General features: G+C 54.7%; 13 protein-coding genes. 7 read left to right on the top strand and 6 right to left on the bottom strand.

All coding sequences use genetic code 11. The features are described 5' to 3' along the window. Positions 1 to 17: 17 nt before the first annotated feature. Positions 18 to 1,160, bottom strand: a complete 1,143-nt coding sequence (locus HW561_RS04460; protein WP_176862040.1) for an amidohydrolase — start codon at positions 1,158 to 1,160, stop codon at positions 18 to 20. Beyond that, a complete protein-coding gene (gene lipA, locus HW561_RS04455) occupies positions 1,157 to 2,107 on the bottom strand; it encodes a lipoyl synthase (protein WP_176862038.1) in 951 nt (316 codons plus the stop codon). The genes HW561_RS04460 and lipA overlap by 4 nt, the downstream gene beginning before the upstream one ends. Before the next feature lie 262 nt (positions 2,108 to 2,369). Here lipA and HW561_RS04450 point away from each other — a divergent pair, with 262 nt between their 5' ends. After that, entirely contained in the window at positions 2,370 to 2,918 is a 549-nt protein-coding gene (locus HW561_RS04450) for a peroxiredoxin (RefSeq protein WP_176862035.1), read from the top strand. Between the two features lie 46 nt (positions 2,919 to 2,964). On the opposite strand, the gene HW561_RS04445 is transcribed toward HW561_RS04450, so the two are convergent. Continuing rightward, entirely contained in the window at positions 2,965 to 3,888 is a 924-nt protein-coding gene (locus tag HW561_RS04445; RefSeq protein ID WP_176862033.1) for a hydrogen peroxide-inducible genes activator, read from the bottom strand. A gap of 50 nt (positions 3,889 to 3,938) precedes the next feature. Continuing rightward, the gene (locus tag HW561_RS04440) at positions 3,939 to 5,018 is read right to left on the bottom strand and encodes a DUF6456 domain-containing protein (protein WP_176862031.1); all 1,080 of its coding nucleotides are present in this window, start codon (positions 5,016 to 5,018) and stop codon (positions 3,939 to 3,941) included. Between the two features lie 241 nt (positions 5,019 to 5,259). Here HW561_RS04440 and HW561_RS04435 point away from each other — a divergent pair, with 241 nt between their 5' ends. Beyond that, a complete protein-coding gene (locus tag HW561_RS04435) occupies positions 5,260 to 5,559 on the top strand; it encodes a DUF6477 family protein (RefSeq protein WP_176862029.1) in 300 nt (99 codons plus the stop codon). Here the strand turns inward: HW561_RS04435 and HW561_RS04430 are convergent, their stop codons facing one another. Together HW561_RS04430 and HW561_RS04425 are read right to left on the bottom strand one after the other, a co-directional pair. Further along, on the bottom strand, positions 5,560 to 7,104 hold the full coding sequence (locus HW561_RS04430) for a trimethylamine methyltransferase family protein (protein ID WP_176862027.1): 1,545 nt from the start codon (positions 7,102 to 7,104) through the stop codon (positions 5,560 to 5,562). Positions 7,105 to 7,226: 122 nt separating this feature from the next. Then, positions 7,227 to 7,679, bottom strand: a complete 453-nt coding sequence (locus HW561_RS04425; protein WP_176862025.1) for a GNAT family N-acetyltransferase — start codon at positions 7,677 to 7,679, stop codon at positions 7,227 to 7,229. Between the two features lie 94 nt (positions 7,680 to 7,773). Between HW561_RS04425 and guaA the strand changes: the two genes are divergently transcribed. The 5 genes from guaA (at position 7,774) to HW561_RS04400 (ending at position 13,426) form a co-directional block, all read left to right on the top strand. Then, positions 7,774 to 9,333: a glutamine-hydrolyzing GMP synthase gene (gene guaA / locus HW561_RS04420; RefSeq protein ID WP_176862023.1), complete on the top strand. Its 1,560-nt coding sequence runs from the start codon at positions 7,774 to 7,776 to the stop codon at positions 9,331 to 9,333. 10 nt (positions 9,334 to 9,343) lie between these two features. Beyond that, positions 9,344 to 10,387, top strand: coding sequence for a hypothetical protein (locus HW561_RS04415; RefSeq protein ID WP_176862021.1), 1,044 nt, complete (start codon positions 9,344 to 9,346; stop codon positions 10,385 to 10,387). Positions 10,388 to 10,467: 80 nt separating this feature from the next. Beyond that, positions 10,468 to 11,166: an FkbM family methyltransferase gene (locus HW561_RS04410; RefSeq protein ID WP_176862019.1), complete on the top strand. Its 699-nt coding sequence runs from the start codon at positions 10,468 to 10,470 to the stop codon at positions 11,164 to 11,166. A 77-nt stretch (positions 11,167 to 11,243) separates the two neighbouring features. Then, complete coding sequence (locus HW561_RS04405) at positions 11,244 to 12,149, top strand: DMT family transporter (protein ID WP_176862017.1); 906 nt, start codon at positions 11,244 to 11,246, stop codon at positions 12,147 to 12,149. 176 nt (positions 12,150 to 12,325) lie between these two features. Next, positions 12,326 to 13,426: an OmpP1/FadL family transporter gene (locus HW561_RS04400; RefSeq protein ID WP_328803253.1), complete on the top strand. Its 1,101-nt coding sequence runs from the start codon at positions 12,326 to 12,328 to the stop codon at positions 13,424 to 13,426. The last annotated feature ends 5 nt before the right edge of the window (positions 13,427 to 13,431 follow it).

The following is a 13,431-nucleotide window of genomic DNA, read 5'->3' as shown; positions in this document are numbered from 1 at the left end:
GCCCCGCGCTGACGACGTCACCCTAACACGCGACGGATCGCGGCCAGAAACACCTCTGCCCCGATTGGAATGAGAGCGTCTGGAAAGTCATAATCCGGATTGTGGAGCTGCGGATGGTCCCGCCCCGATCCAAGCCAAAACATCGCCGTCTTTGCACTTTTGCCAAATTGTCCGAAATCCTCCGAGAACTTTTGCGGATCAGTTACAATACGGACAGGGACGCTTTGAGCGACACAAGCCTGGCTCAGAATGTCCACGGCGTCCGGGTGATTGGTACAGGCTTCGAACACATCGTCATAACTGATCTCGACAGTCAGCCCTTCGGATTGGGCCGTTTCGGCGACCAGCGTCTCGGCCTCAGAAATCAAATGCGCCATGCGTATATCAGAGACCGTGCGCAAGGTGACCCAGATTTCAGCCTGCCCGGGCGCGACACCGAAAGTCTGCGCACCCAGATTGGCATGGGTTATCGTGGTCAGCGCATAGTTCACATCCAAGGCACCGCCCTGCCCCAACCTTGCAAGTTTTTGCAAGAGCTTCGACAACGCTTCAGCCGGAGACATCCCGTCCTGAGGCGCTGCTGCATGAGAGGTTTTCCCGATCAACACAATCCGCATTCCGCGGGACGCACAATTGGTCGGTCCTTCGCACAGTTCCACCGTGCCGAGGTCCAGCCCCGGCAGATTGTGCAATGAGAACACGTAGTCTGGGTCAATCTCGGAAAAATTCGGATCGGCACGAAACGCGATGGCGCCCTGTCCGGTTTCCTCGGCCGGTTGGAAGAACAGAATTACCCGTCCCCTCTGTGGGCGGTTTCCATTTAGCGCATCAGCCACACCAAAAACCATCGCCATGTGGCCATCATGGCCACACAGATGCCCCTTTCCGGGAATGGTCGAGACATAGGACAGGTCCGAAATCTCCTGAATGGGCAGGCCGTCCAACTCGCAACGTATGCCGACGCTGGGCCCATCCTTGCCACTGTCAAAAACAGCTGCGACACCATGCCCTCCGATCCCAGTCAGCACACGGTCAGCACCTGCCTGACGCAACAAGTCAGCAACGCGCACAGCGGTGTCCCGCTCTTGCCCGGACAATTCAGGTTTTTGATGCAGCTCGTGGCGTAGATTTGTCAGTCGTGCAATCGTATCGGGCGTCACGCCTGTCCCAGCTTCTCTTGGCGGGCCGCGCGCAAACGCGCGAAATCATCGCCCGCGTGGTACGATGAGCGCGTCAACGGAGTGGCAGACACCATCAGGAACCCTTTGCCGTAGGCAGCCTTTTCGTAGGATGCGAATTCATCAGGTGTCACAAAACGATCCACGGCATGGTGCTTGGGAGTGGGTTGCAGATACTGGCCGATGGTCAGGAAATCGATATCAGCGGCACGCATGTCATCCATCACCTGACCGACCTGCTGTTTGTCTTCCCCAAGCCCGACCATGATGCCGGATTTGGTAAAGATCGAAGGATCCAACTCCTTGACCCGCTGTAAAAGACGCAAGGAATGAAAGTAACGTGCACCGGGGCGCACGCTGGGATACAAGCCCGGGATGGTTTCCAGATTGTGGTTGAACACGTCAGGTTTGGACCCGACCACGGTTTCCAGAACCGACGGATCGCATTTCAAAAAATCCGGCGTCAGAATTTCGATCGTTGTCTTGGGAGAACGATGCCGCACGGCGCGAATGGTTTGGGCAAAGTGATCGGCGCCGCCGTCTTTCAGATCGTCCCGGTCAACCGAAGTGATCACGACATGGTTCAAACCCAGTTTTTCGACCGCGTGTGCAACCCGGCCCGGTTCAAACGCGTCGAGTGTATCCGGACGACCTGTCGCGATATTGCAGAAGGTGCACCCACGCGTACAAATCTCGCCCATGATCATCATCGTTGCGTGACCCTGGCTCCAACACTCGCCAACGTTCGGGCAACCGGCCTCTTCGCAGACAGTGACCAGATTGTTGTCGCGCATAATCCGGTGCGTATCGGCGTAGCCTTTGCCACCGGGGGCTTTGACCCGAATCCAGCTTGGCTTTTTCGGCTGTGCATTGTCCGGGCGATGCGCTTTTTCCGGGTGGCGTTGTTCGGGGATCTTCAGATCTCGCACGGGCAGTTTTCCTGACTTTGGGTCAACTCTGTGTACCTATAACATAAACCAGCCGCTGTGATTACACCAGCGACGCATAGCCGCTATGTGCGTCATCCACGCAAACGCAGAAACCATTCAATCTAACGCTGGTTTTTCCTTTTTTTACAGTATGTAAAAGTTAGGCAGAAATATTCGCACTTGCGGCATATCTGTGATTGAAGGCTGTTTAGAACTGTTTTAGATCACGACTAAATCACATGTGAATCACAGGAGATTGATCATGAAATCCGGCGCCAAACTGCCCGATGTGACCTTTCACACCCGCGTCCGTGACGAATCCATCGACGGACCTAACCCATTCCGCTGGGACGACAAGACGACTGCAGACTACTTTGCCGGAAAGCGGGTCATCCTGTTTTCGCTGCCGGGTGCCTTCACCCCGACATGTTCGACCTATCAATTGCCGGGTTTCGAAAATGGTCAGGCCGATTTTGCGGCTAAGGGCATCGACGAGATCTACTGCATGTCTGTCAATGATAGCTTTGTCATGAACAAATGGGCGCAGGATCAAGGCCTGAAGAACGTCAAAGTCATCCCCGACGGCTCGGGCGAATTCACCCGCAAGATGGGTATGTTGGTCGACAAGGACAATCTGGGCTTTGGCATGCGGTCCTGGCGGTATGCGGCCATCATCAACAACGGCGTTGTAGAGGCATGGTTTGAAGAACCGGGCCTGATGGACAACTGCCCCGAAGATCCTTACGGCGTATCCTCCCCGGATAATCTCATGAAACATCTGGAAGAAGCCGCAGTGCCGGCGCTGGCCTAAGCCATCCTTGCCCTGCTGAATTCAGGCCCGCCTCAGGCGGGCCATTTTATGTGCGCGTTGCGGTGACAATCCCCTCGCCCACGTCCCGGATCACCTGAGCCAGTCGATCCATCCAATCCTCCCCAACTGTCGAAGCCCGTCGCACCAACCCCACGGTTCGCGCCGGTTGCGGCGCACCGAAACGCAGCAACCTCAGGCCCGGTACGGCTTCGGTTTCAGACCGCGCGGCAAGTTCGGGCATCAGCGTCAGGCCGAACCCTTCGGCCACCAGCCGCGACAAGGTTGCCAAGGACGATGCACCCATGTTGATTTGCCCGCTGCTGCGATCCTGTCCACACACTTCAAGGGCCTGATCCGTCAGGCAGTGACCGTCCTCAAGCAACATCAATTGTGCCGACTGCAAATCAAGCGGTCGCAGCACGTCGGGGCTGGTGCTCAACCGCTTCAGTCGTGTTGCGCTACCAGCGAGTAGAAACTGGTCTTTAAACAACGGGATTTCCTGAAACTCGGAACCTCCGGCTGGCAATGCCAGCACTGCCGCATCAATCTCGCCACCCCGCAAGAAAGACAGCAAACGCTCGGTCCGTGCCTCGCGGATTCGAACCCGTAGCGACACATCACCTGCCCGCAGCCCTGCCAGAACCCCGGGCAGCAAGTAAGGCGCGATGGTCGGAATGATCCCGATCGACAGGGACCGATGGCCACCGGAATGATCGCGGGCAAACTGGTCCAGCCGATCTGCGGCCCCCAACACCTGTCGCGCATGCTCCAGCACATCACGTCCCAGCGGTGTAAGAAGGATATCCCGCGCCTGACGTTCGAACAGAATTCCGCCCAACGTCTCTTCCAACGCTTTGATCTGAACTGACAATGCGGGCTGCGATACATTGCAGACCTGAGCCGCACGACCAAAGTTGCGTTGCTCGGCGACGGCCTGAAAATACTGCAATTGTCTAAGAGTGAAATTCATAACCACTGATTATCACTTAGCGGAAAAACCGCAAGAGAACCCAATACGCCCTACCCGATCATACGGTCGCGCCCCACCTGATCCTCATAGTGGCGTTTGAGCCGTTGCAGCGCGATCCGCAGAACAATCTTACCGGATCGAGCGGACCACCCCATACGCTTTTCCGCCAACTCCAACCCTTCAAGATAGCAGCAGCACCGCAAGGCGACATCGCTGAGGCCCGGACCGAGATCCGATAAGGCACGCGCGACGCGATCCCGCGCATCCGACGAGCCTCGACCGCCATGCGTTTCACTGTCGAAACTGCCACGCCCGCCCGCCGTCAGAAACCGATCCCAGTTTTGTGCAACCTGAGGACCGATCTGGGCCAGTTCAAAATCTTCCCGCAGGCGTTCGCCAGCACCAACAAGAGTCTCGTCCAGAAACGGTTTTCCGTCGCGGTCTCGCCTGCGAGCCAGTGCGACCAACGGGCTTTCAGCCGCGCTGTAACGAACGCGCCGTGCCCGTTCGGAGGAAGATCCCGAAGCCTGAGGCTGAAATGGCGTTTGCGCATCAGCCATCCCGAACTCGTTGCGCATACGCGCCTTATTTTCGGCTTCGGCCAACAGACGACTCAGCGCGGTTCGACCGGATGTGGATATGCGATACCGGGAAACGCGCCCGGGATTGTCGCAGGTAATCCAGTCCTGTAGCGCAAGCGCCTGAGCAGTCTTACATTCTACCACCGCAGTTCTTGTCGCCCCGGCATCGCCCGTATCGCGCACGACCACCGCTTTGTCCATGTCCTCGGCAACAGCCAGAACCGATCCGGTTTCACAAAGACGGCGCAAGACCCGCAGTGCCTCGCGGTCGAATTGCTCTTCTTGGCCCTCCTCAGGGCTCGTCGAAAAATCCTGCCGCTGATCTGCTATCGCAAAATGTGTCTCGGCCAAGGATTGCAGCGCCGCATCCACGAGGGGGTCGTCGCGCCGCATCTCGATGCGCCGAATTTGCCTGAGGATGGTAGACGCATGGCACCCCGCCGACCGGGCAATATCGCGGATCGATCGGCCGGTCTCGGTATGAGCAAGGTATCGTTGCGCCCCCTCTGGTACCCATGCCGGAATGGTGAAAGCCATGTTTTTTTCCATAGTTATTTGCCCTCGTCGACAAAACAAACTGCCACTTTTCGCCCTCGGAATTTGAGTTAACCAAATCTAACTAGAGTTGCTTTCGTTACTCGTTCGTTAACCCCAATGAGCGGGAACCAGATTTGATTCAAAAAGATAAACAGTCGTGAAACCAACGTTCGGCGAGAGCGTCATCAATGCAACACCCGCCTAGGTTGTGCGAAGAACAAGCCGTCAAACACTCGTACAAGGGACACACGACATGCAGGACCTGATGACCATGATCACCACCCTTCGCCGCCCCCGCCTGTTGGCGCGCGCAGCAAAATTCGGGGCGCAGGATTACAATCGGGACCGGCATTTGCAACGCATCCTAGGATACGGTTCGCTGCCCGGTTCAGGTGCGGCCCTGATGCGATTGATGGATATGGAAAAAGAGGTAAATGAGCAGCGAAAAGAAGAAGATGCCAGCTATTCTCTGGTCCGGCATCTCGATCTGCTTATCGCACTGCTGGGCGAGGCGCAGCTATATCAGGCCAGCCGCGCCCCGCACCTGAATTGATCAGGTAAATGCATCCGGCATGGAGGCTTTCTTCTCTGCAATATAGGCCTCCAACGCAGCGGTCTTGTCCGGGTCAAGCTGTGGCTGTTGATAGTTGGCCAGCAGATGTTCCACCCGTGCTGAGGCCAGTGTACGGGTGTCACGCGCGCCCTCTTCCTCCCAGGTCTCGAACGGCTTGTAATCCAGCAAGTCGGATTTCCAGAAAGATTCCTTGAAGTTCGCCTGCGTATGCGCACAGCCAAGGTAATGACCGCCCGGGCCAACCTCGCGGATTGCATCCATGGCCTGCGCGTTTTCGTCATACGACACGCCTTTGGCCAATCCGTGCAGGACACCCAGCTGATCGGCATCCATGACGAACTTTTCGAAATCCGCCACCAGACCACCTTCTAGCCAACCACAGGAATGCAGCATGAAGTTCACGCCCGACATCAGACCCATGTTCAGCGAGTTGGCTGTTTCATAGGCCGCTTGCGCGTCCGGCAATTTCGAGCCGCAGAACGATCCCGCAGAGCGGTATGGCAAGTTCAGACGGCGCGCCAATTGGCCAGCGCCATACGTGATGTGTGACGCTTCTGGCGTTCCAAAGGTCGGCGCGCCCGAATTCATGTCGATGGATGTCACCATGGCGCCAAAGATCGCCGGCGCCCCCGGCCGAATGATCTGGCTATACGCAACACCGGCCAGAACCTCGGCCAGAACCTGCGTCAGCGTACCGGCCACGGACACAGGTGCCATCGCACCACCCACAATGAACGGTGAGATGATGCAGGCTTGGTTATTACGCGCATAAACTTCGAGCGAGCCCATCATCACATCGTCGAAGGTCATCGGCGAGTTGATGTTGGTGAGCGACGTCATCACCGTGTTTTCCTGAACGAACTCTTTGCCGAACAGGATTTCGCACATCTCGACCGAATCTTGCGCACGGCTTGGGTCGGTTACAGACCCCATGAAGGGTTTGTCCGACAACGTCATGTGCGCTTTCAGCATGTCCAGGTGGCGCTTGTTCACCGGAATGTCGGTCGGTTCGCAGACGGTGCCGCCCGAATGGTGCAACCATTTGGACATATAGGCCAGTTTTACGAACTTGTTGAAATCTTCCATGGTCGCATAGCGGCGACCACCCTCAGCGTCGCGAACAAACGGAGGACCATAAACAGGGGCCAGCACCAGATTGCGGCCACCGATTTCCACATTTTTCTCAGGATTGCGAGCATGCTGAGTGAACTGGCTGGGTGCCGTTTTGATCAGCTCGCGCGCCAGTCCGCGGGGAATGCGAACACGCTCTCCGTTAACGTCAGCACCCGCATCGCGCCACCGTTCCAGAGCCGCCGGATTGTCAACAAAGTTGACGCCGATTTCTTCCAACACGGTTTCCGCATTGTATTCGATGATTTCCAACGCTTCTTCGTTGAGAATCTCGAAATTCGGAATGTTCCGTTCGATATATTTCGCCGTTTCAATACGAACTGCGGTGCGCTCGGCCCGGCGGGCGGCGCCACCGCCACCTCTCGCCCTGCGCCGGGTGTTTGCCTCTGCCATGAGAAAATCCCGTCTGATTGGTTAGATTGATCGTTTTGTTACAGGATTGGAAACTGGCAGGCATCTGGTTTACGGCGCTCTAGAGGTAAAAGCGACATTGACGCCCGACAACGACACAGAAGTTATTTTTTTGCAAGAATCACATCTTTTTCCATCGTGAGGCCACTTCCTTTGGAAACGGTCACTCTCCAGCCCAGATGCTGATACATGGTAATAGTGCCGTGCATCAGCCGATGCGTACGCAACCTTAACCGGGCGCACTGCAAAGCAACGGCCTTATCTTCCACAAAACGCAAAAGTTTCCGCGCAAGCCCCTGCCCCTGAGATTGTGGCACAACCGCAAGGTTAAATACCATCATGGCATCCCCGACACGGTCGAACACAATGACACCAACCGTTTCATTGCCCGTTTCCGCCAAAATCACATGATGCGCATCAATATCATCTGCAAGCCCTGCGGTGACGTCAGGCAAATCTTCAATCTGACGTCTCGCATCGGCATATGCCTGCGCAATGCACTCCTGAATGGATTCGACATCTTCCGCGATTGCGGGCCTAAACTGAATCTTTGGCATGACGCTGCAATTCCTGTGCAGTTAGAACGCTGCTTTTGTACCAAATGACGTCATAGCGCTTGCACATGCAAGGCTTGCGACCTATGAGCCGGATATGACCCAGACATCCCATGACCGCCTTCTGATCATCGACTTCGGTAGCCAGGTAACACAGCTGATCGCCCGCCGCCTGCGCGAACTGAACGTCTACTGCGAAATCCACCCTTACCAGAATGTCACGATGGATTTCGTGCGGGATATGTCTCCGCGCGCCGTGATTTTCTCGGGCGGACCGGACAGCGTGACGCGCGAGGGATCACCCCGCGTACCGCAAGAGATTTTTGACTTCGGCGTCCCGATACTGGGCATCTGCTATGGCCAACAGGTGATGATGCATCAGCTCGGCGGCAAGGTCGAAAGCGGACATGGCACAGCCGAGTTTGGACGCGCCTTTGTAACACCCAATGAGCAATTGGATATCTTGGACGGCTGGTTCGCCGACGGTGATGAGCAGGTCTGGATGAGCCACGGTGACCATGTCAGCAAAATCGCACCGGGTTTTGAGGTTTTTGGCACATCACCGAACGCGCCTTATGCCATCACTGCGGACCCGGATCGTCACTTCTATGCCGTGCAATTCCACCCCGAGGTGCACCACACACCCAAAGGTGCGAAGCTTTACGAGAATTTTGTGAAACTGGCCGGGTTCAAGGGCGACTGGACCATGGGTGCCTATCGCGAAGAGATGATCCGCAAGATTCGCGAACAGGTTGGTGACAAAAAGGTCATTTGCGGCCTGTCCGGCGGCGTTGACAGTTCTGTCGCAGCGATCCTGATCCACGAGGCGATTGGCGACCAGCTCACATGCGTCTTCGTCGACCATGGCCTGTTGCGCAAGAATGAGGCGACCGAAGTCGTCGGCATGTTCCGAGACAACTATAACATCCGATTGATTCACGCCGATGAAAGCGACTTGTTCCTGGGCGAACTGGATGGTCAAAGCGACCCGGAAACCAAACGCAAGATCATTGGTAAATTGTTCATTGACGTGTTCCAGAAACATGCCGACACGATCGACGGCGCCGAGTTCCTGGCTCAAGGCACACTCTATCCCGATGTGATCGAATCTGTGTCCTTCTCAGGCGGCCCATCGGTCACAATCAAGTCGCACCACAATGTTGGCGGCCTGCCCGAAAAGATGGGTTTGAAACTTGTCGAACCGCTGCGAGAACTGTTCAAGGACGAAGTGCGCGCCCTGGGCCGTGAACTGGGGCTTCCCCAAAGCTTTATTGGTCGTCATCCCTTCCCCGGACCGGGGCTTGCGATCCGTTGTCCCGGCGAGATCACCCGAGAAAAGCTCGGAATTCTGCGTGAGGCAGATGCGATCTATATCGACCAAATCCGCAAGCACGGGCTTTACGACGATATCTGGCAGGCCTTTGTCGCAATTCTCCCCGTGCGCACTGTTGGCGTCATGGGCGATGGCCGCACATATGACTATGCCTGCGCGCTGCGTGCTGTCACGTCTGTCGATGGAATGACGGCCGATTATTATCCGTTCAGTCACGAGTTCCTAGGCGAAACGGCCACGCGCATCATCAATGAGGTCAAAGGCATCAACCGATGCACCTATGACATCACCTCGAAGCCGCCGGGTACGATTGAGTGGGAGTGAAAGGGAAGCCTTGGTCAAAAAAGTGAAAAGGCTGCGCCGACTGAAGAATTGGTGGGCAAACAGGCATGACAGCTTTAGTGAGCCTAAAACTGCCAGCTTCGTGCAGACCGACTATTCGATTAGTCCTCCCATCAAACAGGAGACCGTGAATATCGTTGGGCTTTCAGTCGACGAATATGGCCGGATGGGAAACAATCTTCTTCAAACCAGCAATGCACTGCTTTTGGCCAGTTCGCTTAGGCTTCCGTTTGTCCAACTACCTGAAACCGAATTGGTCAAAATAGTTACACCGACTGAAGTTGATGGCATCACGTTTCTGCCAGCAAACTATGACACGAATAAGCGAGGCCTGTTTCTGAAGGGCACGTTCTATCGAGGACCCCGCTTAGAGCGGCTGGGGATACGGATGCCAGTGCGCAGGAAGGTGCTGTCAAAGTACCTTGTTCCTGCGGCCCATCTTTCAATACCTCAACCTGAAGCACCGGGCTGTCTTACGATTCACTTGCGGTCAGGGGACGCGTTCGACGCAAACCCACATCCAGATTTCGCGCAGCCACCATTGGCATTCTATAAGCTTGTCATTGAAGACGCCCGTGAGCAACTCGGAGTAAATCGCGTTCGGTTGGTTTTTGAAGACAGGCGCAACCCATGCGTTGGTGCATTGCAATCATACCTGGAAAGCATCAATTTGCCGCTCTTGCTCCAAAGCGGATCGCTGCAGGAAGATTTGGACGTACTAATGTCCGCACGGCATCTAACCTTTGGATATGGAACATTCGGGGTCGGAGTGTGTCTTCTAAGTAATTCAGCCGAAACTGTAAATATCTTTGGAGCCAGCGGACCCGCGTATCAGCAGTTTGATCACCTCAAGAGCATCAAGACTTGGGGCGATATCGGAGGGCGTTATCCCCAGGTAGGCGATTGGAGGGCATCACCGGAACAACTGTCGCTGATGCTCACTTTACCCAATAGTGAGATTGGTCCGCTTTCTTTATCGGATCTAGCAAAAAGCCGAGTACCTGATTGGTGGACACTACCTGAACAAGAGCTCTAGAACTTTGTATAACCCGCTTACTCTGCAAAAGAAAATTCCGCGATAACCACATGCGACCATTGTAACGGAACCAAGTAATTATGATTATATTAGACTGGATAAGCCGAAGGTTAAAAAAACGAGAAGCAAAGTATTTTGGTCTCAACAGCTTAGATCAGAAACTTGAACCCTATGTCGACTTCGACAATGGTTTCTTTGTTGAGTTAGGCGCAAACGACGGCATCACACAGTCAAACTCGTACTATTTTGAGAAAGCGCGTAATTGGAACGGAATTCTTATCGAGCCCGCGCCGCATAATTTCTTAAAGTGCTTTGCTCGTCGCGGGAAAACAAGCCGCGTTTTCTGCAATGCATGTGTCGAATTCGGCTTTCCAGACAAGCTTGTTGAATTGACCTATGCAAATTTGATGAGCATCTCCGTCGGCTTGGACCTCGATCTTGCGGACAAGGATCAGCACCTTCGAGACGCACAGCAGCACATGAAGGAAACGGAAGTCAGCTTTTCATTTGGTGCCGTCGCAAAACCTCTCAATGAAATTCTGATCGATGGCGAAGCACCCGATCAAATCAACTTTCTTTCACTGGACGTAGAGGGCGCTGAGCTAAACGTCCTGAAAGGTATTGATCACGACCGATTTCGCTTTGACTATATGCTGATTGAATGCAGAAGCTTTGATCGATTGAACGATTACCTGCAGTCGGTCGGGTACAAGTTCGAAACATCGCTGAGTCAACATGATTATCTATTTAAGGATATCAGGGACCGACTTTCACTCTAGGTTTTGAAAACGCAGGCACCTGAAACGGCGCGATGTGGCGTTCTTCGTCCGCGCAGCAAGACCGGAGTAAAGCCATCATGACGGATGCGCAACGGCAGACCCTTAAGGCAGCTCTGTGGATGACCGGTGCCATTGCGTCGTTTTCCTCCATGGCCGTTGCCGGGCGCGAACTGAGCGGCGATCATGACACTTTCGAGATCATGATGTACCGCAGTATCGTGGGGTTGGTTGTGGTCGCCTTGGTGCTGAGCGTGACCCGAAACTGGCATCAGGTTTCAACGCGACGGCTAGGTCTGCACGCGATCCGGAATACGCTGCATTTCACCGGTCAAAACCTGTGGTTTTACGCGGTTGGCGTCATTCCGCTGGCACAAGTCTTTGCGTTGGAGTTCACACAACCCATCTGGGTCATCCTGCTATCGCCCTTGTTGCTCAAAGAACGTCTGACTGCATTGCGGATGACTGCCGCGCTGATTGGTTTCGCAGGAATTCTTATCGTCACACGTCCAGGTGCGGCCCCCTTCTCTGCCGGCATCGCAATGGCCGCCGGATCAGCGGTTTTCTTTGCGTTTACAACGATCACAACAAAGAAACTGACGCGATTTACGAGCATTGGGTGCATCATCTTCTGGCTCACCGCCATGCAAGCCATACTCGGGGCCGCCGCCGCTGGCTTTGACGGGCAAATCGCCTTGCCTACCTTGCAGACTGCACCATTCTTGCTACTTGTCGGGTTTGCCGGGCTGCTGGCCCATTATTGCATCACGAATGCGCTTGCCATCGCCCCTGCAACGGTTGTTATCCCTTTCGACTTCGCCCGCCTGCCAACAATCGCCGTCATTGGCATGATCCTGTATCACGAACCGATCGACCATTGGACGCTGTTAGGCGCCACCGTCATTTTCTCAGGTATCTTTCTGAATGTTTGGTCCGAAAATCGTAACAGTTTAGCAACAGTCCGTAGCGTAACACGTAGTAAGTAACGCACGGTCAGTAGTTGACGATAAAATAAGGGGCGAGCGAGTATCGGACACCACAACTAACGGGTCAGCGTGTTGCACTCACACCATGTCAATCAGGCCCGAGAGAGACAGTAAGGGAGGAAAAAATGAAAAAAACGCTTCTACAAGCGTGCGCGCTGTGCGTCGGAGCTACGACAGTGCAAGCTGGTGGCATTGATCGTAGCGGACAAGGCATTAATCTAATTTTTGAAGAAGGTTCGGTTGCTCAATTCCGTCTCGGCTATACCAACCCGAGTGTCAGCGGCACCATGCCTGGACCTCCATTGGGTCAACCCATCAGTTCAGGCGACGTGGCAAAGAGCTTTTTCACGCCGCATTTGGGATACAAAACTTCCCTCACCGAACAGCTCGACTTTGCGATCATGTATGATCAACCATATGGTGCAGATATCGCATATGCAGACGACTATCCGTTGTCCACCAACCCCATTCCGGGTGGCCGCACAGGTATTTTGAAGGCGACCGCCGATACAGATGCGATCACCGCATTGCTGCGTTACAAATTTGAAGGCGGATTCAGCGCAATTGGCGGTATCCGTGCACAACGCGTAACGGCGTCAGTAACGGTTCCCGCTGCGGCTGGATACCAAGTGGATACGGATGCTGACATCGCTTTTGGCTATGTGGTTGGAGTAGCGTGGGAAAAACCTGAAATCGCTGCACGCGTATCGCTAACATACAACTCCAAGATCAGCCATGACCTGTCGCAAACCGAGTCAGTGAATCCGATACCGGTTCCTCCGATTCCAGTAGGAACCGTAGCGACATTCGATAGCTCGAGTGAAATCGAAACACCTCAGTCCGTTAACTTGGATTTCCAGACAGGCGTTGCACCGCGCACTTTGCTGTTCGGATCTGTACGTTGGGTTGACTGGACCCAGTTGGTTTACAACCCGCCAAACTATCCGCCGACTTCGAACCTTGTTGACTACGACGATGATACGTTCACCTACTCTCTTGGTTTGGGCTACCAATTCTCGGACGAGTTTTCAGGGGCAGTAACTTTGGGTTATGAATCCTCTATCGGCGACCCAGTATCAAACCTGGGTCCGACTGACGGGTTCTGGAGTATCGGCGTTGGCGGCACCTATTCGTTTGAAAAAGCGAAAATTTCAGGCGGCGTTCGCTACACCGACATTGGCGACGCAACTGCGGATGGTGCAAGTGGCGTTACCGCCGACTTCTCGGGCAATAGTGCGTGGAGTGTCGGTGTTCAGCTCACTTACGCGCTGGACTGAAATTA

Source organism: Ruegeria haliotis, assembly GCF_013377785.1.
In the GTDB taxonomy this organism is placed as follows: Bacteria; Pseudomonadota; Alphaproteobacteria; order Rhodobacterales; family Rhodobacteraceae; genus Ruegeria; species Ruegeria haliotis.
This window is presented reverse-complemented; position numbering and strand designations above follow the sequence as displayed.